The organism is Shinella sp. WSD5-1, assembly GCF_963942435.1.
Lineage (GTDB): Bacteria > Pseudomonadota > Alphaproteobacteria > Rhizobiales > Rhizobiaceae > Shinella > Shinella yambaruensis.
Window position 1 is genome coordinate 237038 of record NZ_OZ012599.1, and the last position, 24157, is coordinate 261194.

Genomic DNA, 24157 nt, shown 5'->3' on the forward strand with positions numbered 1-24157 from the left:
GATGGGCGAGTTCGTCATCAAGATGCCCGATGTGGGCGAAGGGGTGGCCGAGGCCGAGCTGGTCGAATGGCACGTCAAGCCGGGCGATCCGGTGCGCGAGGACATGGTGCTCGCCGCCGTGATGACCGACAAGGCGACGGTGGAAATCCCCTCGCCGGTCAACGGCACCGTGCTCTGGCTCGGCGCCGAGATCGGCGACACGGTGGCGGTGAAAGCGCCGCTGCTGCGCATCGCGGTCGACGGGGAGGGCGAGAGTGAGAGCGTAGCGGAGGAGGAGCGGCAGCCCCTCCCTTCTCTCCAGCGGGGAGAAGGTGCCTCCCCGGGTCTCGCCGGAGGCGAGCCCGAGGACAGGCTTCGGGCGGATGAGGGGGCATCTCCGCCCGCTCGAAAGGAGCCGCCTGCACCGAGCCAGCCGACCCCCTCATCCGGCCCTTCGGGCCACCTTCTCCCCGCCGGGGAGAAGGGGAAAGCCTCGACGGCGGAGACAAGACCGCTCGCCTCGCCCGCCGTGCGGCTACGCGCGCAGGAGGCCGGCGTCGACCTGCGGCAGGTGGCGGGAAGCGGCCCGGCCGGCCGCATCACCCACGACGATCTCGACCAGTTCATCGCGCGTGGCGCGCAGCCGGTCGCTGCTGCGGCCGGCCTTGCCCGCAAGACCGGCACGCAGGAGATCAAGGTCACGGGCCTGCGCCGCCGCATTGCGGAAAAGATGCGGCTCGCCAGCGCCCGCATCCCGCATATCACCTATGTCGAGGAGGTCGATGTCACCGATCTCGAAGACCTGCGCGCGACGATGAATGCCGGCCGCAAGCCCGACCAGCCGAAGCTGACCATCCTGCCCTTCCTGATGCGGGCGCTGGTCAAGACGCTCGGTGAGCAGCCGGGCGTCAACGCCACCTTCGACGACGATGCCGGCATCGTCACCCGCCACGGTGCCGTCCATATCGGCATCGCCACGCAGACGCCGGCCGGCCTCACGGTGCCGGTCGTGCGCCATGCCGAGGCGCGGACGATCTGGGAGAGCGCCGCCGAGCTGACGCGCCTTGCCGACGCCGCCCGCAATGGCACGGCCGCGCGCGAGGAGCTTTCCGGCTCCACCATCACCGTCACCTCGCTCGGCGCGCTCGGCGGCATCGTCACGACGCCGATCATCAACCATCCGGAAGTGGCGATCGTCGGCGTCAACAAGATCGTGACGCGGCCCGTCTGGGACGGCAGCCAGTTCATCCCGCGCAAGATGATGAACCTGTCGTCGAGCTTCGACCACCGGATCGTCGACGGCTGGGATGCGGCGGTCTTCGTCCAGCGCATCAAGGCCCTCATCGAAACCCCCGCCCTGATCTTCATCGAAGGCTGATGACATGAAAGAGATCGTCTGCAAGCTCCTCGTCATCGGCGCCGGCCCGGGCGGGTACATATGCGCCATCCGCGCCGGCCAGCTCGGCGTCGATACGGTGATCGTCGAGAAGGCGAAGGCCGGCGGCACCTGCCTCAATGTCGGCTGCATTCCCTCCAAGGCGCTGATCCATGCCGCGGAGGAGTTCGACACGGTGCGCCACATGACAGGTCCCAACACGCTCGGCATCACCGTCGAAGCGCCGAAGCTGGACCTTGCCCAGACCGTGCGTTGGAAGGACGGCATCGTTGGCCGGCTGAACGGCGGCGTGCTCGGCCTCTTGCGCAAGGCCAAGGTGAAGATCGTGCACGGCGAGGCGCGGTTCCGCGACGGCAAGACCGTCGAGGTCGAGACCGAGACCGGCAGGCAGCTCATCCGCGCCGAAACGGTCGTCATCGCCACCGGCTCCGAACCGGTCGATCTGCCGGCGCTGCCCTTCGGCGGCGCGATCCTCTCCTCCACCGAGGCGCTGTCGCTGCAAAGCGTGCCGCAAAAACTCGCCGTGGTGGGCGGCGGCTATATCGGCCTCGAACTCGGCACCGCCTTCGCCAAGCTGGGTTCCGAAGTGACCGTGGTCGAGGCGATGGCGCAGATCCTGCCGCAATACGATGCCGACCTCGTCAAGCCGGTGGCAAAGCGCCTCGCCGATCTCGGCGTCAGCGTGCTGACCGGCGTCAAGGCGAAGGGCTATTCCGGCGAGGCGCTGACGGTCGAGACCGCGTCGGGCACGGAAAAGCGCATTGCCGCCGACAAGGTGCTCGTCACCGTCGGCCGCAGGCCGCGCACCGAGGGCTGGGGTCTCGAAGACCTCGATCTCGACCGCGCCGGCCGCTTCATCCGCATCGACGAGCGCTGCCGCACCTCCATGCGCGGCGTCTACGCCATCGGCGACGTCACCGGCGAGCCGATGCTGGCGCACCGCGCCATGGCGCAGGGCGAGATGGTGGCGGAGATCGTCGCCGGCCGCAAGCGCGCCTGGGACAAGCGCGCCATCCCCGCCGTCTGCTTCACCGATCCCGAGATCGTCACCGCCGGCCTCTCGCCCGACGAGGCCCGCGCGCAGGGTTACGAGATCCGCGTCGGCCTCTTCCCCTTCAATGCCAACGGCCGCGCCATGACGACCCAGTCGGAAGACGGCTTCGTGCGCGCCGTGGCGCGCGCGGATACCAACCTCGTGCTCGGCCTTCAGGCGGTCGGGGCCGGCGCCTCGGAGCTTTCCAGCGCCTTCTCGCTGGCGCTCGAAATGGGCGCGCGGCTGGAGGACATCGCCGGCACCATCCACGCCCACCCGACCCGCAGCGAAGGCTTGCAGGAAGCCGCCTTGAAAGCTCTTGGCCATGCCCTTCACATCTGATCCGCAAACCCTGATCGAATGTACCGGCACGCTCGGCCGCATCCGGCTCAACCGGCCGAAGGCGCTCAACAGCCTGACCCTCCCGATGGTCCGTGACATCGGGAAGGCGCTGGATACATTCGAAGCCGATCCCGAGGTCGCCGCGGTGCTCATCACCGGCGAGGGTGAGCGCGGGCTTTGCGCGGGCGGCGATATCCGCATGATCTACGACGGCGGCAGAGCAGGCTCGCAGGAGCCCGTCGATTTCTGGCGCGAGGAATATCGCCTGAACGCGCGCCTGAACCGGCTGGAAAAACCCTTCGTCGCCTTCATGGACGGCATCGTCATGGGCGGCGGCGTCGGCGTTTCCGTCTATGCCAGCCACCGCATCGTCACCGAGCGGACGCGCTTCGCCATGCCCGAGACGAGCATCGGTTTCTTCCCGGATGTCGGCGCGTCGTGGTTCCTGACGCGCCGTCGGGACGAACTCGGCACCTATGCCGGGCTGACCGGCGAACCGCTAGCGGCCGCCGACGCCATAGCCTTCGGCCTTGCGGACAGCTATGTCCCTTCGGATCGGCTGCCCGACTTGGCGGAAAATCTGTCCCGCCTGCCGGCTTCCGCCACGCGGGCGGCGGTCTCGGCGACGGTTTCCGCCTCTGCCGATGCGCCGCCACCGGCACAGGTGGCGCGACAGCGGGCATCGATCGACCGTCTCTTCGCCTTCGACACGATCGAGGAGATTCTGGACGCGCTCGCAAGGGATGGGTCGGATTTCGCCGAAAGAACGCTCAGTGTTCTACAAACGAAATCGCCGCTCAGCCTGAAGGTGACCTTGCGCCTGCTCCGCCTCGGGCGGCAGGAAACGTCGCTTGAAGCGTGCCTGGAACGGGAGTTCGCCGCCACGGCGGCCGTGCTTCGCAGCCATGATTTCTACGAGGGCGTGCGGGCCGCGGTCGTCGACAAGGACCGCAATCCGCAATGGCGTCCGGCGCGACTGGGCGACGTCACCCCCGAGGATGTCGCCGCCTTCTTCGCGCCTTCGGCAGAGCCGCTCTTTGCCGGGGTAGAGGGAAAGGAGACATGAGATGAGTACCATCGCCTTCGTCGGCCTTGGCCATATGGGCGGCCCCATGGCCGCAAACCTCGTGAAGGCCGGTTATGCGGTCCGCGGTTTCGACCTGTCGGCCGACTCGCTCGATCTTGCAGGAAGCAATGGCGTGACGACGGTTGCCTCGATCGATGAGGCAGTCTCCGGCGCCGACCTCGTCATCACCATGCTGCCGGCCGGCAAGCATGTGCTTGCGGTCTGGCAGGAACTGGTCTCCGTCGTGCCCCCCGGCACGCTGCTCATCGACTGCTCCACCATCGACATGGACAGCGCCCGCAAGGCCCATGCGCTGGCCGAGGCGCATGGCAGTCCCGCGCTCGATGCGCCCGTCTCCGGCGGCACGGGCGGGGCGGCGGCCGGCACGCTCACCTTCATGGTGGGCGGCGATGCCGCGGTCTTTGCCGGCGCGAAGGCGGTGTTCGAGGCGATGGGCAAGAAGATCATCCATTGCGGTGGGGCCTCCGCCGGCCAGGCGGCGAAGATCTGCAACAACATGATCCTCGGCATCAGCATGATCGCCGTGGGCGAGGCCTTCGTGCTCGGCGAACGGCTCGGCCTCACGCATCAGGCGCTGTTCGACGTCGCCTCCGTCTCCTCCGGCCAATGCTGGTCGCTGACCACCTATTGCCCGGTGCCGGGACCTGTCCCGACCTCGCCGGCCAATCGCGAGTATGAGCCCGGCTTCGCCGCGGCGCTGATGCTGAAGGACCTGATGCTCTCGCAGGCGGCGGCGAAGGATACCGGCGCGGCGACGCCGCTCGGCGCAAAGGCCGCGGCGCTCTACCAGCGCTTCGCGGACGAGGGTTTTGGCGACAAGGACTTTTCCGCCATCATCACCATGTTGCGGGACAAGGCAGGCGCCGAATAGCCGGCGAGGGAGGAACTGCGATGGAACACCCGATCATCGTCGAGCGGCAGGGCCGCGTCGTCATCGTCACGCTGAACCGGCCGGCGGCGCGCAACGCGCTGAATTCCGGGGTCATGCTCGCCCTGGCCGATGATCTCGCCCCGCTTGATCGCGACCCCGGCGTCGGCTGCTTCGTCATCCGCGGCTCGGAAAAGGCCTTCGCGGCCGGCGCGGACATCAAGGAGATGGCGGACAAGACCTTTGCCGAGATGTATGGCGAAGACTTCTTCGCCGCGTGGGAGCGTTTCGCCGCGTTGCGCACCCCGAAAATCGCCGCGGTTTCCGGCTATGCGCTCGGCGGCGGCTGCGAGCTTGCCATGATGTGCGACATGATCTTCGCCGCCGACACGGCCATGTTCGGCCAGCCCGAGATCAAGCTCGGCGTGATCCCCGGCATGGGCGGCACCCAGCGGCTGACCAGGCTCGTCGGCAAGGCCAAGGCGATGGACCTCATCCTCACCGGCCGGATGATGGACGCTGCGGAAGCGGAACGCTGCGGCCTCGTTTCCCGCGTGATCGCGGCCGACAGGCTGATGGAGGAGACGCTTGCCGCCGCCGAAACGATCGCCGGCTACGGAAAGACGGCCGCGATGGCCGCCCGCGAGGCCGTGGACCGCGCGCTCGAACTGGGCCTACGCGAAGGCATTGTCTTCGAGCGGCGGCTGTTCCACGCCCTGTTCGCAACGGCGGACCAGAAGGAAGGCATGGCCGCCTTCATCGAGAAACGGAAGCCGGACTTCACCGGGCGATAAGTGGATCGACGCCGGCCTCGGCGCATGCCCGGGTCGCCATGTCTTCTTCTGTCTCGAATGGCGGGGTGGAGCGCGTCATGTCGCGCCCCGCTTCGTCCACATGCCGCGGGGGGGGGCGCCCTGTGCGGGAAAACCAACTGCGCCGCGCAGTTGCGTCCTCATTTCCAGCTTCGATAGTCTGCGGCCGTGCATCCAAAGGGCGCCGGGCCGTCGGCGAAGCGCTTTTGCAGCTGGTCGCAGCCCCATCGGTTGAGGGCTTCCGGCATCAGGTCGTTGATGTCCATTCCCGGGGAATTGAACTGCGAGGGTGCGCTGGTCACGTACCAGAGCCAATAGCCGAAAATGCCGGCGGCGATGAGCAGGACGACAAGGAGGAACAGGCCCAGCCTTCGCGCCAGCGACAGCCCCGTCTTCACCGGAACAGAAGACGACGCCGCTGCCGGCCGGCCGGCTGGCGTTGCCGCATAGAGCGGCGCGAGGGCGTCCTCCCGCTCCCGATCCGACATCTCGATCCGCTCCAGCCGGTCATCCAGCAGGACGGGCAGGGACGTATTGCCGTGCCAGACGGCCAGCGCGACCGCATTGCTGCCGGCATCCCCGATGATGATCGGCTCCTGTCCGGCTTCGAAACGGGTGAAGGCAACGCGTTTGGTTTTCCGTTCGCTCAGCCTGTCCGCATAGGTGACCGCGAGGCGATTGCGTTTCTTGTCCATGCCGGTGATCTCGACCGGGATGGGGGTGAGGGGCGCGGGATGCCGCAACCGGCCGCGAACGCGAAGGATGCGCAAGGCAAGGAAGATCATCGCCAGGGATCCGCCGCCGAGCAGAAGGGCAAATGCGGCCAGCGTGATGATCCTGTTCCACAGCATGTCGAGCCCGAGGGTGATCGTGGCGAGATCCGGTCGATCCGCCGAAATCACAAGGCCCGTCTCGTAGCTTCCGGTGTGCATGTCGGCGAACATGACCTCGACGTCCTTGTCGTAACTCTGGCCGCCATGTTCGTAGGAGAGATCGACCTCGCAGGTGGTGAAGATGGCTTTGCGCGTCGTGCAGCTGCCTCTGATGTCGCCGTTTTCGATGACGAGCGGATTCTGACTGATCTTATAGTCGCGCAGAATGCCCGGCGCCTCCGTCGCCACCATGAAGACGGCGATCGCCAGCAGGATCGGCGTGGCGAAATAGTAGGCGAACGGCGTCGAAATCACCCCGCGCTTCAAGGTGAGGGGACGGGCGGGAAGCTTGATTGTGGGAAATGTCATAATCTGCCTGAAATCACTGCATTTTTTGAGGGGACGAAGAAAGAACGGCACAGGGTGGCCATAAATTCGGTGGGGAATCGTGCGCAACCTCGCGCCCCAGTGCGGATTCGTGACGCAGATTCAGGATTCTCGCGCACAGCCCCCATTTCCCGCCCGCGTCTTAGGCGGCCTGTTCTTCGACCCTTTCCGCCATGCCGGCGGAAGGGCGCAGGATCGGCGGCGCAGAGGAAGGTCGCATGATGCTGCGCGAGCGTCGCCCAGCTTGTGTGGGCCAGGATGTCGCGGCTTGCGGCGGGCACAAGCTAGGAAAAGCGCATGCCGGCCCTTCGCCATTCCCATCCGGTATCGGTGGGTGAGCAGGTGCATTCGCTGGGGCAGGTGGCAGGCCTCGGCGCATCGCTGATCGCGTCGGGATCGGGCCTTGTCCATCCTGTCCGCCGGTTTCTGTATCGCCGGCCTCAGCGCGCTTCTTCTTTCGGAGCTTGCGGCACGGGGCGAGGCACTGTCGATCGAGGCGCGCCGGTAGGTCCGGATGAGGACGGCCTCGGCATCAGGGCTGACTTTCGAGTGGTCGTGAGGAATCGATCGCCCGCCGCGGGGCGCTTGCCAGCCTTGGCCAAGGATGCCGCGCCCCATGCCGCGGATGGGCTTTGCCGCCCGGCGCGCGATTTGCCGAACCGGGCGGCCGTATCTATCAGGCTGCGGTGAGCTTCTTCTCGCAGCGCAGCAGCATGCCATAGAGATCGCGCGGCTCGTCGGGATCGGCGAGCAGGTCGAGTTCCGTGAACATCTGATGCTCGGCAATCTTCTCCCGCACGTAGCGCAGCGCGGAGAAGTCCTCGATGGCGAAGCCGACGCTGTCGAACAGGGTGATCTGGTCGGCGCTCCTGCGGCCCTCGGTCTCGCCGGTCATGACCTGCCAGAGTTCGATGACGGGATGCTCGGCCGGCAGCTGCTGGATTTCGCCTTCGATGCGCGTCTGCGGCGGATATTCGACGAAGATGTCGGAGCGCAGCAGGATATCCTTGCTGAGCTCGGTCTTGCCGGGGCAGTCGCCGCCGACGGCATTGATATGGGCGCCGGGGCCGACATGGTTGTCCGAAAGGATCGTCGCATATTGCTTGTCGGCGGTGACGGTGGTGATGATGTCTGCACCTTCGACAGCCTCTTCGACCGATCGGCACTCCTCGATGGTGAAGCCGAGGCCGGCAAGGTTCTCCGCGCATTTGCGCGTTGCCGACGCGTCGATATCGAAGAGGCGGAGCCTGTCGATCCCGAGAAGCGACTTGAAGGCGCGTGCCTGGAACTCGCTCTGCGCGCCGTTGCCGATGATGGCCATGGTGCGGGAATTCGGCCGTGCCAGGTATTTGGCCGCCACCGCCGAGGTCGCCGCGGTGCGCAGCGCGGTCAGGATGGTCATCTCGGTGAGCAGCATCGGATAGCCGTTGCCGACATCCGACAGCACGCCGAAGGCCGTCACGGTCTGCCGGCCGTCGCGGGTGTTCTTCGGGTGGCCGTTGACATATTTGAAGCCGTAGAGCGTCCCGTCGCTGGTCGGCATCAGTTCGATGACGCCTTCCTTGGAATGGGACGCGACACGCGGGGTCTTGTCGAAGACTGGCCAGCGCCGGAAGTCTTCCTCGATCGTCGCCGCCAGTTCCGTCAGGAACCGGTCGATGCCGACCTTCAGGACCAGCTTCATCATGTGGTCCACGCTGACGAACGGAACCACGTTCAATTTCGGATCAGTGTTCATTTTCCCTCCAACCAGGAACAGCGGGCTCAGCCTGCAAGCGTCGGGCGATCCATCACCCGCTTGCCCATCAGGCTGGCAACAAGATCGACGAGCAGCTTTGCGGTCTTGCCGCGTTCGTCGAGGAACGGATTGAGCTCGACGATGTCGAGGCTCGTCACCAGGTCGCTGTCATGCAGCATTTCCATGATCAGGTGCGCCTCGCGGAACGTCGCACCGCCCGGCACGGTGGTGCCGACGGCCGGCGCGATATCCGGCTCCAGGAAATCGACGTCGAAGCTGACATGCAGGAGGCCGTTTGCGGCCCGGACCCGCTCGATGAAGGTGCGCACGAGGACGCCGACGCCGTGCTCGTCGATCACGCGCATGTCGTGGACCGTTATGCCGGTCTTCCGGATGGCGGCCTGTTCGGCGGGATCGACGCTGCGGATGCCGATCATGCAGACATTTTCCGTGGGCACGGCATGGGCGAGCGCCGGGAAGTAGCCGTCGAAGCCGGCCTGGCCGGTATAGTAGGCGACGGGGGTGCCGTGCAGGTTGCCGCTGGCGGTCGTTTCAAGGCTATGGAAATCCGTATGGGCGTCCAGCCAGAGCACGAAGAGCGGCCGGCCGCGTTCGGCGGCCCGACGCGCAAGGCCCGGAACGGTGCCGGCGGATATCGCATGGTCGCCGCCGAGGAAGATCGGCATGCCGGCCTCGCCGTGCTCGTAGGCGGCGGCCGACAGTGCCTCCACCCAGGCCACCGTCTCGCCGAGATGGTGCACGGCGGCGTTCGGATGCGGCATCTCGTCGAAGGCGCGGGGCGTGAGGTTGCCGATATCCTTCACCGTGTGGCCCAGTTCCTCAAGCGCCGTGCGAAGGCCGGCGATGCGAAGGGCGCTCGGCCCCATCTCGCAGCCAAGCTGCCCTGCACCGATTTGCAAGGGCGCGCCGATCAGCGTGCACTCCATGACTTAACTCCTCATTGTTTTTCCAGATTCTAGAAGCCCCGAGCGGCAGATTGAATATTGAATTTTGGCATCTCGGAATGCCATATTGATCATAATGAGAAGCCAGGAAACCAGATTGGCATGGACGAGCTCGACCAGAAGATCGTGACGCTGCTGCGTGGCAACGGGCGCAGGAGTGTTTCGGACCTCGCTTTGGAAACCGGAGCGTCGCGGGCGACCGTGCGTGCCCGCATCGAGCGGATGGAGCAGGACGGCACCATTCTCGGCTACACGGTGATGCTGCGTGCCGATGCCCTCGAAGATGTCGTTCGCGGCGTCATGACGATCGAGATCGAAGGCCATGTGACCGATCGCGTGATCCGCACGCTCGGCGGGTTCGCCGAGATTTCACAAATCCACACGACGAACGGCCGGTGGGACCTGCTGGTGGAGCTCAGTGCCTCAAGCCTTGCAGAGTTCGACGCCGTCCTGCGCAAGATCCGCCTCGTGCCGGGCATCACGGGCAGCGAAACGAGCATCCTCCTCTCTACGCCGCGCTCGACGAGGGCGAAACTGTAGCGGCCGGAATCCGCAGGATGGGCCGACATGTCGCGCTTGCCCGAAACCGACCGACTTCAATCAGTCGGAGGAAACGGCGGCAAACACCGCCCGTTGCGCGTCGAAGGCCCTCTTGTAGGCGGGGCGGTCCTTGCCGCGGGCGATATAGGCGGAAAGGACCGGATAGTCGTCCAATATGCCCGATCCCTCCAGCCTGCGCAGAACGGTGACCATGAGAAGGTCGCCCGCACTGAAGGCGCCGTCGAGCCATTCGGCACCGCCGAGCCGGCGGGAGAGCTCGTCCAGCCGCGGGCGGATACGGCCTTCCAGGATCGGCAGGCGCTCCGCATACCAGGGTTTGTCGCGTTCCGTATAGCCCGGTATTTCGCGGTCGAGGATCGGCGGCTCCACCGTGCTGAGCGCGGCGAACATCCAGGTGATCGCCCGCGCCCGCGCATTGGCATCGTCCGGCAGCAGGCCTGCATGGCGCTCCGCGATGTGGAACACGATACTCCCCGATTCGAACAGGACGAGAGCGCCGTCCTCATAGGTCGGGATCTGCCCGAAGGGATGAAGCGCAAGATGCGCGGGCTCTTTCATGTCCTTGAACGTGAGAAGACGAACCGCGTAAGGCTGGCCCACCTCCTCAAGCGCCCAGCGAACGCGCATGTCACGCGCCAGGCCCCGGCCGCGATCGGGCGATTGGGCAAAGGCGGTTATGGTGATCGTCATGCTGTCCTCCATAGCGTGTCTGCTTGAAGACGACCGGCTGGACGGGATTCCGACACATCTGCCCGAGATACTTTTCGCCGTTCCAGCCAAGAGGCCTGCTGGCGCGGCAAGGCCGGCTGCGCGCCGGCCCCGCGTCTTCCTTACTCCATCGTCTTCAGGAAGGTTTCGGCCGTGGCGCAAAGCACCGCGGCACCCTGCGGCAGGGCGGCCTCGTCGATGCGGAATTGCGGATGGTGCAGGGGATGGATCGCGCCGGCCGCCTCGTTGCGGATGCCCAGGCGGAAATAGACCGACGGGCATTTCTCGCTATAGAAGGCGAAGTCGTCGGCCGCGGTCCAGCCGGGCGCCGACAGCACGTTGTCCGGCCCGACGATCGCCTTGCCGGCCTGCCGGACGATCTCGACCATTTCCGGCGCATTGACGACGGGCGGCTCGCCCCGTTGCAGGCCGACCGCGACCGTCGCGCCATGCGTCGCCGCCACCCCTTCCAGGACCTGCCGCAGCCGGCGCCACGCCTTTTGGCGGGTCTCCTCGTGGCCGCTGCGGATGGTGCCCTTCAGCCGGGCCTCGGCGGCGATCACGTTGTAGGCGCCGCCGCCCTCGATGCCCGTGACGGAAATCACCAGGGGATCGTAGGGATCGATCTCGCGCGCGACGATCTTCTGCAGTTCCGTCACCATTGAGCAGGCGACGGCGATGGCGTCGATGCCGTCGGCGGGCCGGGCGGCATGCGCGGAATTTCCGGTCACGACGACGTCGAAGATATCGCAGGCCAGCGTATAGGGGCCGGCGCCGACCGCGATCCGGCCTGTCGGTGTATAGGGATCGACATGGATGCCGATCGCCGCGTCGACGTCGTCGAGAAGGCCTTCCGCGACGACCCGCCGTCCGCCGAGCGGTTCCGCCTCCTCGGCGGGCTGGAAGATCAGCCGCACGGTGCCGCTGAAGGATTGCTTGCGCCTGTCCAGCAGGATGGCGGCGGCGTAGCCCATCGCCGCATGCGCATCATGGCCGCAGGCATGCATCACGCCCGGCTTCTCTGAGGTGAAGGGCTCGCCCGACATCTCGATGATCGGCAGCGCGTCGATATCGGCGCGGATGACGACCTTGCGGTTGGAGGGGCCGGCCGTGCCGACGATATCGACGGCGAGGCCGAAGCCGGCGACCGGCCGGACCGGGCCGAGCCCCGCCTCCTCCAGCGCCTGCTTCAGATAGGCCTGCGTCTCGCGCTCCGCATTGGAAAGCTCCGGATTGCGGTGGAGGTGGCGGCGGATCTCGATCATCCGGCGCGCGAGGCCCTCGTCCACTGCCGCCGTGTCGGGCTCAGGCCTTGACATGGATGTCCCGGGGGAAGTCGGTCAGCGTCTCGCAGCCGGTTTCGGTGACGAGGATCGTCTCGCTCACCTCGATGCCCCAGCCGTCCATCCACATGCCGAGGATGGAGTGCAGCACGTTGCCGGGCTTCAGGATGGTCGTGTCGCCGGGGCGCAGGCTGATCGTGTGCTCGCCCCAATCCGGCGGATAGGCGACACCGATCGAATAGCCGATGCGCGATTCCTTCTTGAGGCCATGGCGTTCGATGACCCGCCGCCAGCTCGCTTCCACCGCCTCGGCCGTCACGCCCGGCCTGATGCTGGCGAGGACGGCCTCCATGCCCTCGAGGACGGCCTTGCTCGTATCGCTCACCTTGGCCGGCATCCTGCCGAGCTGGAGGGTTCGCGCAAGGCCGGCCGTGTAGCGGCGGACGACGCCGGCAAGTTCGAGCGCGACGGTCTCGTTCTCGCCGAAGCGGCGGTCGCTCCACATGACATGCGGCGCGGAGGCATTCTCGCCGGCGAGGATGGTCGGGGGTAGGGCGGTGATGTCGCCGGCAAAATCCGGCGCGCCGGCAACCTGGGCGGCCTGGATCCGGGCGATCGCGTCGCATTCGCGCACGCCCGGCGCGATGGCGTCATAGGCCGCGCGCACCGCGGCCTCGGCAAGGCGCGAGGCCTTGCGCAGATAGTCGACCTCGGCCGGCGACTTGACGCTGCGGATCCAGTTCACCAGTAGGTCGGCGTCGTGGAAGGTGGCGTTCGGCAGGCCCGCGGTCAGGCGGGCATGGGCCTTCGGCGAATAATAATAGGCTTCAAGCTCGATGCCGATATTGCCGCGGCCCCAGCCCTTCCGGCTGATCCAGGCGGCAATCCAGTCCATCGGGTGGCGGTCGGCCCGCTGGACATGGTCCTCCGGGAAGCCGACGACGTTTTCCGGCTTCATCCAGGCCGTCAGCAGGCCGCCGGCGGCATCCATGGCGCGGCCGATCCAGACCGGCTCCTCGTCGACGAGCGGCACCAGCACGACCTGGGGCGTATAGAAGGACCAGCCGTCATAGCCGGTGATGTAATGCTGGTTGGCGACATCGTTGACGACGAGGAGGTCGAGGTTGCGTCGCGCCATTTCCGCGCGGATGGCCTGGAGCCGGGCTCTGTACTCGGAAAGGGCGAAGGGTAGTTCGATCATGAGAAAGGCATCCTGATTGACGAAACGGGAATGTCAGGCGGTTGCGAGCAGGCGGCACGCGGCCTTCGGATCGGGCGCGATGCCGCACTGCCGCAGGCTGGCCCAGGCGGCCGCCAGATTGCTGGTGACGACCGGCAGGCCGGTCTGCCGTTCGATCTCGGGGGCGCATTGCGCCGCGCGCAGCGCCGTGCAGGCGATGAACAGGGCTTCGGTACCGGCAGCGATGCCTGCGGCGAGCCGGACGATCTCCGCGTGCGGCAGGCGCGCCATGTCACGATCGTCTTCCATGCCGAGGCAGACGAGGCGATCGACGGCAAAGCCGTTCGCCTCGAAATAGGCCTGCATGGGTTCGGCCGTCTGGCGGATATAGGGTGTCAGGATGCTGATGCGTCGCGCCTTCAGCGCACGCAGCGCCAGGACGGCCGCGCCGGCCGGCGTGATGACGGCGGCGCCCGGCTTGCCCTCGCGGATGGCGGCCGCGACAGCCTCTTCGCCGATGACAACCGAGGCCGAGGTGCAGCCATAGACGACGGCGTCGAGCGCCTCGCCCGGCAAAAGCAGGGCCGCCGCCGCGGCAAGATGGGGATGCATCGCACGGAGATTGTCCGGCGTCGTGGGGTTCGCATAGCTGACGCGTGTCACATGCACGGCAATGTCGTCGCTGGCGACGAGCCTGCGGAAATCCGCCTCCACCGTATGGTCCGTGGCGAGCGCGATCAGGCCGATGCGCCGGGCCGCGGCGCGGGCCTCCAAGGCCGATTGATGCTGGATTTCCTCGATCATGCGCGCTCCGCCGCTGTGGGTGCCGCCATTCAGCCGCGCGGAGAAATGCATGTCAATCTGGGAAAAAGACACATGTCAATTTCCGACGCGTGTCGTGCAAAGCGCCAGACGATCTTGCGACGACGAGATTCTTGAAGCAAGGGTGCGAAGTGCAAGGAGGGATCGCGGCGCTTCAGGGTGCCAGGACGCTCCGGTCGGGCGCGGCGCGCAGCAGCGAGGCGAGGATGTCGAGGCCGGCGCGCAGTTCGTCGGCCTCGGTCGCGCCGAGCGATACCCGGACGGCGCCAGCCGGCGCGCCGGACAGGGAGAAGGGCGTGCTTGGCGCGACCGCCACGCCGCGGGCGCGCGCCTGGGAAACGAAGGCGGGCTCATCGTGCTCCGGCGGAAGCGGCAGCCAGAGATGAAGCCCCTCGGGATGTGCGCGGTAGGCGGTGCCCTGAAGCACCGCGGAGACGATCCGATGCCGCTGGCCGAGGGCCTCGCGCTGCCAGTCCACCAGCGCCTGCATCGTGCCGTCGGAGAGCCACAGCGTGGCGATCTCTGCCATGACGGGCGTCGCCATCCAGTTCGCCATCAGGTGCCGGTTGGCGATAGTGGCGGCAAGATGATCCGGCGCGGCAACATAGCCGATCCGCAGGCCGGGAAGGGCGACCTTGCTGAAACCGGTGATATAGACCGTCCGTTCGGGCGCCAGCGCCGCGATGGGGCGCGGCCGGCGGGAGAGAAGCGGGCCGAACACGTCGTTTTCGATGATCGTCACGTCATGTCTGCGTGCCGTCTCGGCGATGGCGCGGCGCCGGCCTTCCGACATCAGCGAAGCAGTCGGGTTGGCAAGATTGGGCTGGAGGGCGACCATGCACACCTCCTCCCTGCGGCAAGCCTCCTCCAGCGCTTCGGGAACCATGCCGTCCGCGTCCGCGACGATCGGGCGGAGCCGGATGCCGAGATAATCCGCAAGCGGCCGGATGACATGGTAGCAGACCTCCTCGGTGGCAAGGATCGCGCCGGGGCTTGCCGCGGAGAGGAGGGCGACGGTAAAGGCCGAGGAGGCTCCGTTCGTCACGAGCAGGTTGTGCGGCGCGGTTTCGACGCCGAGCATGGAGAGCCACGCGGCTGCGGCCTCATGGTGCCGCGGAAAGATGGTGTTGGGCCGGAAGGACAGGGCCGCGGCAGACGGAACGCCATCGCCGAGCCGGTGCAGGGCGTCCTTCATCCTTTCCAGGTGAAAGGGCGTGCAGACGGGCGTGACGATCGAAAGGTCGATCTCGTTCGCCAGCCGCTCCGCGATATAGGGCGACTGCGGTGCGGAGCCGCCTGCCTTGACATAGGTGCCCCGGCCGACCTCGCCGGAAACCAGCCCGCGGCGGGCAAGCACGTCATAGGCCTTGCTCACCGTCTGGATCGAGATCTTCAGGTCATAGGCAAGATCACGATGCGGCGGCAGCTTGTCATTCTCGGCAAGCCGGCCGCTCTTGATCGCCGCCGTGAACTGGTCCGCGAGGGAGATATAGACGGGCCGCCGCAATTGGCCGGGATCGGGGTGCCATTTTGTCATGCATTCTTGTCGGCCAAATGCATGGCAATTTCAATCGGCAACGACATTCCTGGCCTCACTGCTGGAAGCGGACACCCTTCCATGTCGCGGCGCTGAATTGTCACGTCGCGCGCCGCATTAAAGTGGTATATCATTTGCCACATTAAAAGGAGAGGCCCATGAACGAGGAAGAAACCCGCAAGCCCCTGGTGTTTTCCGGCGAGCACGTCAGCGGCCGGGACGTCAATGGCAGCAGCCTGATGCCGATGCTCGTCGTCGGGCTGGTTCTGATTGCGGTCGGCTATGCGGGCGTGATGGTCTTCGTCTAATCAGGACAAGGGGCGGCACGACGGCCGCGCCCGCATTCACGGCCATAGCGGCTGATTCCGTCGCGGTTGCGGATTTCTGCGCTGCGCCGGATCTTGCCCGTGTCACCCTGTTCAGGGGTACGGGGCCGGTGGCGTGCCGGCCCTGCAGGCAAGAAAAAAGCCCCCTGCAGCAGCTGCAGGGGGCTGGGAGCGCGGGTCGGCGTGGTGTCCGTCAGGCGGCGTAGGCTTGGCGTACAGCCTGCGGCGCGTTCCTTGCCCTGTCGAGGCGGAACTGGGCGAGCAGGGCGGTCAGCGCTGCCGCCTCTCCGGCAAGGCCGTGGCTGGCCGCCGTCTGTTCCTCCACCATGGCGGCGTTCTGCTGCGTGCCCTGGTCCATCGTGTTGACGGCGGTGTTGATCTCCTGAAGGCCGGTTGACTGCTCGCGGGCGGCCGTGACGATGGCGTTCACATGGCCGTTGATCTCCTGCACCTCACGCACGATGGCCTCCAGCGCGGCGCCCGTCTCGTCGACGAGGGCGACGCCGGAGCGGACCTGCTCGCCGGATGCGGTGATCAGCGCCTTGATCTCCTTGGCGGCATTAGCCGAACGCTGGGCGAGCTCGCGGACTTCCTGCGCCACGACGGCAAAGCCCTTGCCGGCCTCGCCCGCGCGGGCCGCTTCCACGCCGGCATTGAGCGCAAGGAGGTTGGTCTGGAAGGCGATGTCGTCGATGACGCCGATGATGTTGGAGATCTCGTGCGAGGACTTCTCGATGCCCTGCATGGCCGAGACGGCGCGGCGCACCACCTCGCCGGACTTCTCCGCACCCTGGCGGGTGCGCGAGACGAGCGAACCGACCTCCTCGGCGCGGCGGGTGGAGTCCTTCACGGTCGTGGTGATCTCCTCCAGCGCGGCGGCGGTTTCCTCGACGGACGCTGCCTGCTGCTCCGTACGGCGGGCGAGCGCATCGGCGGAGCCGCGGATCTCGTTCGCGCCGCTGTCGATCGCCAGCGCCTTCTCGCCGACGGTCGACATGGCCTGGTGCAGGCGGGTGACGGAGTTGTTGAAGTCGATGCGCAGGCGGTCGAGATCGCCGACAAAGGGGGTGTCGATGCGCGAGACGAGGTCGCCGTCGGCAAGGCGGCCCAGCGCATCGGCGACCGTCTGGACGGCAAGCGCGACGGTCTCGGCCTCCTGCGCCTTGATCGCGTCGCGCTCGCGGCGCTCCTGTTCGCCCAGGGCCTGGTTTTCTTCCGCCGCACGGGCGAGGCGCGCGCGCTCGATGATGTTTTCGCGGAAGACGGTGACGGCAGCCGCCATCTGGCCGATTTCGTCGCTGCGGCCAGCATCCGGGATCTCCTCGGAAACGTCGCCGCGCGCCAGCTTGCTCATCATGCCGGTCATGCGCACCACCGGCCGCACGACGAGGCTGGACAGAAGCAGGGCAAGAACGCCGATCATGGCGAGAACGCCGACGACGGTGGCGATGGTGGCGGCGATGCGGAATTCGGAAATGCCGGCATAGGCCATGTCGCGGTCGACGATCAGGCAGAGATACCAGCTGTCGATCACCGGCAGGCCCGTGACCTGCACGAAGCGCACGAGGACGCGCTTGCCGTCGAGCTCGGTTTCCGTCAGCCCGGTCGCCTCGATCGACGGGGTTTCCTGCGGGAAGACCTCGGTCAGGGGCTTGGCGACCAGATCGCCGTTGGGATGGACGAGAACCGTGCCGGACTTGTTGACGAGGAAGGCGGAGCCCATGCCGCCGAGATCGACCTCGCCGATCATGCCGAGCAGGCCCTGCAGGGGGAAGTCGGTGCCGGCGATGCCGAGCAGCTTGCCATCACGCTTGACCGGGGCGGTGGCGCTGATCACCAGCTTCTGCGAGGCGGAATCGACATAGGGATCGGTCAGCACCGGCGCGTCGAGCCTGACGGTGTCCTTGTACCAGCCGCGCTTGCGCGGGTCGTAGCCTGCCGGCATCGTCGCGGCGGGAATGCGGGTCATGGTGCCGTCCTCGCCGCCGAAATAGACGAGGGCGAATTCGCGGCCGAGCAGCGCGTTGTCGAAACCCTTGAGGATCTCCTCGGCATTCTCCGCCCGGGCGACGCCGGCGCCGGCGAGCTCGGTCAGCATGACGCGGGCATTCAGCCAGTTGGCAATGCCGGTGGCCGCCAGCTCGCCGGCGGATTCGATCTCGGAGGCTGCTTCCCTGGAGAGCGTATTTCGCTGAAGGCTGTCGATATAGACCGAAAAGCCGCAGAAGGCCGCAATGACGGCGAGCGAGGCGGCCAGAAGAATTTTGGTCATGAGATTGAAACGTACACTCAAGGAAACCCCCCAGTATTCCAATGCCGACCGCACGCGTCTTGCGGGCACGGGCTCGGCACAGCAGATGTCAGGAAAAACGCGCCTTCATGGCAGCCGGCGCGAGAACCGCGCGCTTGCGATCGGTAAAATTGAACAGAGTTCGTTAAGACGAACCTAAGGCGGAGACATTTGCCTGGCCTGACGGCGAAATAAGGAGGAGCCGACGTGCCTGTCCTGTGCTAGGCCCCTGCGCTCAGTCCGGCTTGTAGCCGTGCCGGGCAAAGAAGCGGTCGAGTTCCCGTTTCCGGGGGATCTCTCCGGTATAGATCGCGATATAGTCGGGGATGCGCTTCATGCGCAGCGCGATATCTTCCGTGGATTGCATCGAGATATACCCGATCTGGACGAGATAGGTCGTTCGCGCGCGAACGTCCGCCGCGCCCTCGTCATAGCCGAACCGCACGAACATGCGGCCGAGCGCCTCTATTCTCGCCTGGTCGGCCGCCTGCACCTCCGCCAGGATGTCCGGCGATTGCAACGCCCAGCTGCGCACGGCGAACTCGAACTGGGAATCGAACAGGTCCTTGTCCAGCCAGCAGTCGAAGACGTTGAGCATCGCTTCGGCAAGCGTTTCCGCATAGGCCCCGGACTGCTTCACGAGATTGCCCGTGTTCTTCTCCCGCCAGCGCGCGATGAGGGCATCCAGCAGTTCCTCCCGGTCCTTGAAGAACCAGTAGAAGCTGGTGCGGGACAGATTGAGCCGCTTGGCGAGCGGCAGGATCTTCACCGATTCAACACCGGACTCGAGCAGGCAGTCGTAGGCGGCCTCCAGCCACCCTTCCGGGGAGCCGCGCCAGCCGCTGTCACTCGTCGCCTGTTCCATGGTGCCCTCCTAACAAATCCGGTATGTCGCGGCAAGTGGAATGTACAGTCATGTCGATATTATTGACTATGGTGTTTTGGATGTTGACACATGTGTACATTTCCCCTTACCGTTCGCGAAAGTCCCCCAAGTCCGGAGCCCGTCGCATGTCGAACGATCCCCTGCTTCAGCCCTATCAGTTGAAGCATCTGACCCTGCGCAACCGCATCATCGTCACGTCGCACGAGCCCGCCTATCCCGAGGACGGCATGCCGAAGGGGCGCTACCGGGCCTATACGGTGGAGCGGGCGCGCGGCGGCGTGGCGCTGACGATGACGGCCGGATCCGCCGCCGTCTCGAAGGACAGCCCGCCGGTCTTCAACAACCTGCTCGCCTACAAGGACGAGATCGTGCCGTGGATCCGGGAAATGACCGACGCCGTGCATGAAGAGGGTGCGGCGATCATGATCCAGCTCACCCATCTCGGCCGCCGCACGCGCTGGGACAAGGGCGACTGGCTGCCCGTCCTTGCGCCTTCCCATCATCGCGAGGCGGCGCACCGCGCCTTTCCCAAGAAGCTGGAAGACTGGGACATCGCGCGCATCATCAAGGATTTCGCCGATGCCGCCGAGCGCATGAAGGCGGGCGGCATGGACGGGGTCGAGCTGGAGGCCTATGGCCACCTCATCGACCAGTTCACCTCGCCGCTGACCAACGAGCTCGACGGTCCCTATGGCGGCTCGCTCGACAACCGCCTGCGCTTCTGTTTCGACGTGTTCAGGGCGATGCGCGAAAGGGTTGGCGAGGATTTCATCCTCGGCGTGCGCTACACGGCCGACGAATGTCTTCCCGGCGGGACCGGAAAGGCCGAGGGCCTGGAAATCTCCCGTCGTCTCAAGGAAAGCGGTCTCATCGACTACCTGAACGTCATCCGCGGCCATATCGATACGGATCCGGGCCTGACGGACGTCATCCCGATCCAGGGCATGGCAAGCGCGCCGCATCTGGATTTCGCCGGCGACATCCGCGCCGCCACCAGGTTCCCGACCTTCCATGCGGCGAAGATCCAGGATGTCGCGACGGCGCGCCATGCGATCGCCACCGGCAAGGTCGACATGATCGGCATGACCCGCGCCCACATGACCGACCCGCATATCGTGCGCAAGATCATCGAAAAGCGCGAGGACGACATCCGTCCCTGCGTCGGCGCGAACTACTGTCTCGACCGCATCTACCAGGGCGGCCTTGCCTTCTGCATCCACAATGCGGCGACCGGCCGCGAGGAGACGATGCCGCATGCGATCCCGAAGGCGGCGGTGCGCAGGAAGGTGGTGATCATCGGTGCCGGCCCGGCCGGCCTCGAAGCGGCGCGGGTCTCCGCCGAACGCGGCCACGAGGTGGTGGTGTTCGAGGCGGCGAGCGATCCGGGCGGCCAGATCCGGCTGACGGCGCAGAGCGAGCGGCGGCGCGAAATGATCGGCATCATCGACTGGCGCATGAGCCAGTGCGAGAAGCACGGCGTCACCTTCCACTTCAACAGCTGGGCCGAGGCGGACACGATCCTTGCCGAAAACCCCGATGTCGTGATCGTCGCGACGGGCGGCCTGCCGCATACCGAGGTTCTTTCGAAGGGCAACGAGCTGGTGGTCTCCTCCTGGGATATCATTTCCGGCGACGTGAAGCCGGGCACCAACGTGCTCGTCTATGACGATGCCGGCGACCATGCCGGCCTGCAGGCGGCCGAACTGATCGCCAGGGCGGGCGGCAAGGTGGAGATCATGACGCCGGACCGCGCCTTCGCGCCCGAGGTCATGGCCATGAACCTCGTTCCCTACATGCGCGCGCTGCAGAAGCTCGACACGACCTTCACCGTCACCTACCGGCTGGAGGCGGCGGAAAGAAGCGGCAACCAGCTCATCGCCCATGTCGGCAGCGATTACGGCGGTGTCAGCAAGCAGCGCACGGTCGATCAGATCGTCGTCAACCACGGCACCATCCCGCTGGACGATCTCTATTTCGAATTGAAGCCGGGTTCGAAGAACCTCGGCGAGGTCTCCTACGACGACCTGCTTGCCGGCGCGCCGCAGACCGTCGCGCGCAATCCCGACGGCGCCTACCAGCTCTTCCGGATCGGCGATGCGGTCGCCGCCCGCAACACGCATGCGGCCATCTATGATGCGCTGCGCCTTGCCAAGGATATCTGAGACCATCCCCGCGCGCCGGTGCCCTGCAAAGGCGTCCGGCGCGCCGCTTCGGCGGAAGATCGCCAGGCATTCCGGTTTGGCATGGACAAACCGGTTGACATTGCGCTTTGCCGGTGTCTTCTTCCTGCGGGCATCGCCATTGCCTGCATTCCCTGGAGGAACGGGCGCAGCAGAAGAATTCGGAACCGTTGTATGCCGGCAATCATCATCAACCGTATGATGGAATTCTTTTCCAGCCTGGCCCTCGGCTAGGACGCCGGCTGTTCTACATCCCTTGACGGGATGAATACATGAAAAGCCGGAATCTGTTCATGGCGAGGGCGTCGTCGTCGCCTATAGCATTGGCATGCCCGCCAAATTTCCGACTTGTCTGCCGGTGTCCTCGTCCGGTGCTCCGTCGCCGCTGCGAGGCCGCCTGAACACTCCATCTGAAATCACCGAAAGGAGGGGACATGAAACGCATCGATCTCTTGGCTCGCCTCAAGGCGGCCGAAGGCAATGATCTCTACAAAGGCAAGCGCATCGGCTCCCTCAGCGCCTATATGAGCGATGAGCAGCTTGAGAAGCACATTCGCGATATCGAGGATCGGATGCATGCGAACCGGCCGCGGCCGGAGTGAGGACGCGTGCCGCGCGGCCTTGAAAAACACGCGCGAGATCGGGCGGCGTGGTGCCGCCCGATTGCCTCAGTTCCAAGGCGCCTTCGTCCGCATGTCTGCCCGGTGGCGAATCATATAACAGCGGAATTCCAGTCAACTTTATGCGGTAACGGCAGCGTTTCACGTCGTCCCCTTCGGCTGCCCGGAGAAAGCATGTCCCATTCATCGCCCGTCACGCTCGCCGGCGCGACGTTCACCGATATGACGCTCGGCACGGGCGACCAGCCGCACCGGATCTTCCTCTATCGCCCGCCAAGGCCCGCGCCGCCCCAAGGTTGGCCCGTTCTCTACATGACGGACGGCAATGCCTGCTTTGCGACGGCTGTCGATGCGCAGAAGGTGCAGATGTCCTATCCGAGCGGTACGAACATCTGCGATGGCGTGATCGTGGCGATCGGCTACCCCTCCGATGAGGCCTATGATCCCTTCCGCCGTTCCTGGGATCTCAGCCCGCCGCCCGGCCGGACCTATCCGCCGTTCTTTCCCGATACGCCTGACGTCAAGACCGGTGGCGGCGACGGTTTTCTTTCTGCGATCGAGGACGAGGTGAAGCCCTGGGTCGAACGGCAGGTGCCGATCGACCGGTCTCGCCAGGCGCTTTTCGGCCACTCCTTCGGGGGGCTGTTCGTGCTCCATGCGCTGTTTACCAGGCCCCACGCCTATCGGCGCTGGATCGCGGCAAGCCCGGCGATCTACTGGGAGGATGCGGCCATTCTGTCGACGGAGCAGGCGTTTCTGGAGCGTTCCGACGTGCCTGCGGGCATCGAACTGCACCTTTCGGCGGGGCAATACGAAAGCGAGACGCGCATAGCGCCCTTCCACAAGGGCCGGCCCGACGAGGCGCAAAGACAGGCCCGTGCCCTCGAAACCCGAACGGTGGAGCTTGCCCGGGCGATGGCGGAACGTTGGGAGGCGTCCCCGGACCTCGCGGGTGTTGCCCGTTTCGAGGAATATGCCGGCGAGAACCATATGTCCGTTCTGCCCGTTGCGCTCAACCGCGCCGTCCAGATCGCCTTCCGGCAGGAGAAATAGGTCCGACCGGGAGAACGCCCGTCGGCCGTGGTGCGCAATCGGCGACCGGGATGGAAGACCCCGCGCGCCGGAGCGCGCGGGGCGGGGATCAACGGGAGTGCTGAAGCCAGAAATCCTGCCAGTCCTGCAGCTTGGCGAAATCGTCCTGGCTCGTTTCGGAGTGGTTGACGTAGAGCTTGTCGACATGGTTCGCGATGCCGGAGACCTCGCTCTCGGGCATCTTGGCCTCCGTGTTGGTCGAGATCTTGCCGTCGCCGAGCTGCGGGGCCATGCCTTCCTCGGTCATCATGAAGCGGGCGAAGAGCTTTGCGGTGTTCGGGCTCTTCGTGCCGGCGGCGATGACGGCGACGCGCGGCGTCAGCTGGCCGATCCACGGCTTCATCTCCTTGCAGATGCCCATGCCGTAGCCGTCCTTCTTGGCGTCGCGGAAGATGGCGGCGGAAAGGAAGCCGATCGGCGGCTTTTCCTCCTCCGCGCCGACGATCGGTCCGACATCGGTGTCGCTGCGCGTGACCTTCGGCTGGTTCTTGGCAAGACGCTTGACCCATTCGGCCGTCGCGCTCGCCTCGTCGGTCGTCAGCTCTTCGCCGAACTGAGCCTTGTAGGCCTCGCGCATCGCGGCGTCCTCGTGCGTGGCGAGCTGGTTGAACCAGAACATCGTCTCGTTGCGCAGCAGCGGATCGGGAATGGCGACGCGGCCCTTCCATTCCTCGGTGGTCAGCGCCCAGAGATTGTCGACCGGGCAGGTCTCGCCGTTGACGTCGGTATTGTAGGCGAAGACCCAAGGGTTGTTGCTGGTGATCGCCGGGCTCTGGTAGGCGGCCGGGATCTTGTCCTTGAGGTCGGGCGCGAGCCAGGAGATGCCGAAACCCTGCGGCAGGATCTGGCTGGTCACCGAGGGCAGGTTGCTCATGTTGAAGACGTCGGTGCGCACATTGCCGGCGGCCGCTTCCCGGGCGATGACCTGTTCCTGGTCCTGGCCGCTCATCTTCACGCCGGTCGCCTTCAGCCCGTACTTCGCCGAGAAGTTCTCGGCCATGGTGACGATCTTGCCGGTCGCGTCGATGACCGTGATCGGTTCTTCCTTCCTGGCTGCCTCGATCAGCGCCTCCAGCGAATAGTCGCTGTCGGGAATGCCGATCTCCTTGGCCTCCTGAGCCATGGCGCCTGTCAGGCCCATGGCCAGGACGGATGCGGTCGTGAACAGGCAGATCAATGTCTTAGGCATCATT

The 24157-nt window shown here is 66.1% G+C and carries 21 protein-coding genes; 10 read left to right on the forward strand and 11 right to left on the reverse strand.

Going from position 1 to position 24157, the window contains the following annotated elements; all coding sequences use genetic code 11:
• Position 1 precedes the first annotated feature (1 nt).
• Genes AABQ55_RS29840 through AABQ55_RS29860 form a run of 5 tightly spaced genes read left to right on the forward strand, consistent with a single transcriptional unit; the run spans position 2 to position 5499 of the window.
• Positions 2 to 1357, forward strand: a complete 1356-nt coding sequence (locus AABQ55_RS29840; RefSeq protein WP_272808670.1) for a dihydrolipoamide acetyltransferase family protein — start codon at positions 2 to 4, stop codon at positions 1355 to 1357.
• 4 nt (positions 1358 to 1361) lie between these two features.
• On the forward strand, positions 1362 to 2750 hold the full coding sequence (lpdA, locus tag AABQ55_RS29845) for a dihydrolipoyl dehydrogenase (protein WP_272808671.1): 1389 nt from the start codon (positions 1362 to 1364) through the stop codon (positions 2748 to 2750).
• A complete protein-coding gene (locus tag AABQ55_RS29850) occupies positions 2734 to 3816 on the forward strand; it encodes an enoyl-CoA hydratase/isomerase family protein (RefSeq protein ID WP_272808672.1) in 1083 nt (360 codons plus the stop codon). The genes lpdA and AABQ55_RS29850 overlap by 17 nt, the downstream gene beginning before the upstream one ends.
• A 1-nt stretch (position 3817) precedes the next feature.
• Entirely contained in the window at positions 3818 to 4708 is an 891-nt protein-coding gene (gene mmsB / locus AABQ55_RS29855) for a 3-hydroxyisobutyrate dehydrogenase (RefSeq protein ID WP_272808673.1), read from the forward strand.
• A gap of 20 nt (positions 4709 to 4728) precedes the next feature.
• Complete coding sequence (locus tag AABQ55_RS29860; RefSeq protein ID WP_272808674.1) at positions 4729 to 5499, forward strand: enoyl-CoA hydratase; 771 nt, start codon at positions 4729 to 4731, stop codon at positions 5497 to 5499.
• Between the two features lie 158 nt (positions 5500 to 5657).
• On the opposite strand, the gene AABQ55_RS29865 is transcribed toward AABQ55_RS29860, so the two are convergent.
• From AABQ55_RS29865 to rocF, 3 genes are all read right to left on the reverse strand, one after another.
• The gene (locus AABQ55_RS29865) at positions 5658 to 6758 is read right to left on the reverse strand and encodes a hypothetical protein (protein WP_272808675.1); all 1101 of its coding nucleotides are present in this window, start codon (positions 6756 to 6758) and stop codon (positions 5658 to 5660) included.
• A gap of 694 nt (positions 6759 to 7452) precedes the next feature.
• A complete protein-coding gene (gene ocd / locus AABQ55_RS29870) occupies positions 7453 to 8514 on the reverse strand; it encodes an ornithine cyclodeaminase (RefSeq protein ID WP_272808676.1) in 1062 nt (353 codons plus the stop codon).
• Positions 8515 to 8540: 26 nt separating this feature from the next.
• Positions 8541 to 9461, reverse strand: a complete 921-nt coding sequence (gene rocF, locus AABQ55_RS29875; RefSeq protein ID WP_244768715.1) for an arginase — start codon at positions 9459 to 9461, stop codon at positions 8541 to 8543.
• A 120-nt stretch (positions 9462 to 9581) separates the two neighbouring features.
• Between rocF and AABQ55_RS29880 the strand changes: the two genes are divergently transcribed.
• A complete protein-coding gene (locus AABQ55_RS29880; RefSeq protein ID WP_023517321.1) occupies positions 9582 to 10019 on the forward strand; it encodes an Lrp/AsnC family transcriptional regulator in 438 nt (145 codons plus the stop codon).
• A 60-nt stretch (positions 10020 to 10079) separates the two neighbouring features.
• Here AABQ55_RS29880 and AABQ55_RS29885 read toward each other — a convergent pair whose 3' ends face one another.
• From AABQ55_RS29885 to ehuR, 5 genes are all read right to left on the reverse strand, one after another.
• Positions 10080 to 10730, reverse strand: coding sequence for a glutathione S-transferase family protein (locus AABQ55_RS29885; RefSeq protein ID WP_244768717.1), 651 nt, complete (start codon positions 10728 to 10730; stop codon positions 10080 to 10082).
• Positions 10731 to 10870: 140 nt separating this feature from the next.
• A complete protein-coding gene (locus AABQ55_RS29890; protein WP_272808677.1) occupies positions 10871 to 12067 on the reverse strand; it encodes a M20 metallopeptidase family protein in 1197 nt (398 codons plus the stop codon).
• A complete protein-coding gene (locus tag AABQ55_RS29895; RefSeq protein ID WP_272808678.1) occupies positions 12054 to 13232 on the reverse strand; it encodes a M24 family metallopeptidase in 1179 nt (392 codons plus the stop codon). The genes AABQ55_RS29890 and AABQ55_RS29895 overlap by 14 nt, the downstream gene beginning before the upstream one ends.
• 33 nt (positions 13233 to 13265) lie before the next feature.
• Entirely contained in the window at positions 13266 to 14015 is a 750-nt protein-coding gene (locus tag AABQ55_RS29900; protein ID WP_272808679.1) for an aspartate racemase/maleate isomerase family protein, read from the reverse strand.
• Positions 14016 to 14187: 172 nt separating this feature from the next.
• A complete protein-coding gene (gene ehuR, locus AABQ55_RS29905) occupies positions 14188 to 15570 on the reverse strand; it encodes a MocR-like ectoine utilization transcription factor EhuR (RefSeq protein WP_272808680.1) in 1383 nt (460 codons plus the stop codon).
• A gap of 158 nt (positions 15571 to 15728) precedes the next feature.
• Between ehuR and AABQ55_RS29910 the strand changes: the two genes are divergently transcribed.
• Positions 15729 to 15878 carry a hypothetical protein gene (locus AABQ55_RS29910; RefSeq protein WP_272808681.1) on the forward strand — a complete coding sequence of 50 codons (150 nt, stop codon included), beginning with the start codon at positions 15729 to 15731 and terminating at the stop codon, positions 15876 to 15878.
• A gap of 211 nt (positions 15879 to 16089) precedes the next feature.
• Here the strand turns inward: AABQ55_RS29910 and AABQ55_RS29915 are convergent, their stop codons facing one another.
• Both AABQ55_RS29915 and AABQ55_RS29920 read right to left on the reverse strand, forming a co-directional pair.
• Entirely contained in the window at positions 16090 to 18189 is a 2100-nt protein-coding gene (locus AABQ55_RS29915; protein WP_272808682.1) for a methyl-accepting chemotaxis protein, read from the reverse strand.
• Positions 18190 to 18421: 232 nt separating this feature from the next.
• Entirely contained in the window at positions 18422 to 19051 is a 630-nt protein-coding gene (locus AABQ55_RS29920) for a TetR/AcrR family transcriptional regulator (RefSeq protein WP_272808683.1), read from the reverse strand.
• A 146-nt stretch (positions 19052 to 19197) separates the two neighbouring features.
• Between AABQ55_RS29920 and AABQ55_RS29925 the strand changes: the two genes are divergently transcribed.
• The 3 genes from AABQ55_RS29925 (at position 19198) to AABQ55_RS29935 (ending at position 22925) form a co-directional block, all read left to right on the forward strand.
• Positions 19198 to 21234 carry an NADH:flavin oxidoreductase gene (locus AABQ55_RS29925; RefSeq protein WP_272808684.1) on the forward strand — a complete coding sequence of 679 codons (2037 nt, stop codon included), beginning with the start codon at positions 19198 to 19200 and terminating at the stop codon, positions 21232 to 21234.
• A 452-nt stretch (positions 21235 to 21686) separates the two neighbouring features.
• The gene (locus tag AABQ55_RS29930) at positions 21687 to 21854 is read left to right on the forward strand and encodes a hypothetical protein (protein ID WP_272808685.1); all 168 of its coding nucleotides are present in this window, start codon (positions 21687 to 21689) and stop codon (positions 21852 to 21854) included.
• Between the two features lie 192 nt (positions 21855 to 22046).
• Positions 22047 to 22925 (forward strand): alpha/beta hydrolase, encoded by an 879-nt coding sequence (locus AABQ55_RS29935; RefSeq protein ID WP_272808686.1) that lies wholly within the window; start codon positions 22047 to 22049, stop codon positions 22923 to 22925.
• Positions 22926 to 23013: 88 nt separating this feature from the next.
• Here the strand turns inward: AABQ55_RS29935 and AABQ55_RS29940 are convergent, their stop codons facing one another.
• Positions 23014 to 24153 carry an ABC transporter substrate-binding protein gene (locus AABQ55_RS29940; RefSeq protein WP_272808687.1) on the reverse strand — a complete coding sequence of 380 codons (1140 nt, stop codon included), beginning with the start codon at positions 24151 to 24153 and terminating at the stop codon, positions 23014 to 23016.
• Between the last annotated feature and the right edge of the window lie 4 nt (positions 24154 to 24157).

Bases quoted from the DNA above. Each gene is read 5' to 3' on its own strand.
- AABQ55_RS29840 (WP_272808670.1), top strand. From the start codon at position 2: ATGGGCGAGTTCGTCATCAAGATGCCCGATGTGGGCGAAGGGGTGGCC.
- lpdA (WP_272808671.1), top strand. From the start codon at position 1,362: ATGAAAGAGATCGTCTGCAAGCTCCTCGTCATCGGCGCCGGCCCGGGC.
- AABQ55_RS29850 (WP_272808672.1), top strand. From the start codon at position 2,734: ATGCCCTTCACATCTGATCCGCAAACCCTGATCGAATGTACCGGCACG.
- mmsB (WP_272808673.1), top strand. From the start codon at position 3,818: ATGAGTACCATCGCCTTCGTCGGCCTTGGCCATATGGGCGGCCCCATG.
- AABQ55_RS29860 (WP_272808674.1), top strand. From the start codon at position 4,729: ATGGAACACCCGATCATCGTCGAGCGGCAGGGCCGCGTCGTCATCGTC.
- AABQ55_RS29865 (WP_272808675.1), bottom strand. From the start codon at position 6,758: ATGACATTTCCCACAATCAAGCTTCCCGCCCGTCCCCTCACCTTGAAG.
- ocd (WP_272808676.1), bottom strand. From the start codon at position 8,514: ATGAACACTGATCCGAAATTGAACGTGGTTCCGTTCGTCAGCGTGGAC.
- rocF (WP_244768715.1), bottom strand. From the start codon at position 9,461: ATGGAGTGCACGCTGATCGGCGCGCCCTTGCAAATCGGTGCAGGGCAG.
- AABQ55_RS29880 (WP_023517321.1), top strand. From the start codon at position 9,582: ATGGACGAGCTCGACCAGAAGATCGTGACGCTGCTGCGTGGCAACGGG.
- AABQ55_RS29885 (WP_244768717.1), bottom strand. From the start codon at position 10,730: ATGACGATCACCATAACCGCCTTTGCCCAATCGCCCGATCGCGGCCGG.
- AABQ55_RS29890 (WP_272808677.1), bottom strand. From the start codon at position 12,067: ATGTCAAGGCCTGAGCCCGACACGGCGGCAGTGGACGAGGGCCTCGCG.
- AABQ55_RS29895 (WP_272808678.1), bottom strand. From the start codon at position 13,232: ATGATCGAACTACCCTTCGCCCTTTCCGAGTACAGAGCCCGGCTCCAG.
- AABQ55_RS29900 (WP_272808679.1), bottom strand. From the start codon at position 14,015: ATGATCGAGGAAATCCAGCATCAATCGGCCTTGGAGGCCCGCGCCGCG.
- ehuR (WP_272808680.1), bottom strand. From the start codon at position 15,570: ATGACAAAATGGCACCCCGATCCCGGCCAATTGCGGCGGCCCGTCTAT.
- AABQ55_RS29910 (WP_272808681.1), top strand. From the start codon at position 15,729: ATGAACGAGGAAGAAACCCGCAAGCCCCTGGTGTTTTCCGGCGAGCAC.
- AABQ55_RS29920 (WP_272808683.1), bottom strand. From the start codon at position 19,051: ATGGAACAGGCGACGAGTGACAGCGGCTGGCGCGGCTCCCCGGAAGGG.
- AABQ55_RS29925 (WP_272808684.1), top strand. From the start codon at position 19,198: ATGTCGAACGATCCCCTGCTTCAGCCCTATCAGTTGAAGCATCTGACC.
- AABQ55_RS29930 (WP_272808685.1), top strand. From the start codon at position 21,687: ATGAAACGCATCGATCTCTTGGCTCGCCTCAAGGCGGCCGAAGGCAAT.
- AABQ55_RS29935 (WP_272808686.1), top strand. From the start codon at position 22,047: ATGTCCCATTCATCGCCCGTCACGCTCGCCGGCGCGACGTTCACCGAT.
- AABQ55_RS29940 (WP_272808687.1), bottom strand. From the start codon at position 24,153: ATGCCTAAGACATTGATCTGCCTGTTCACGACCGCATCCGTCCTGGCC.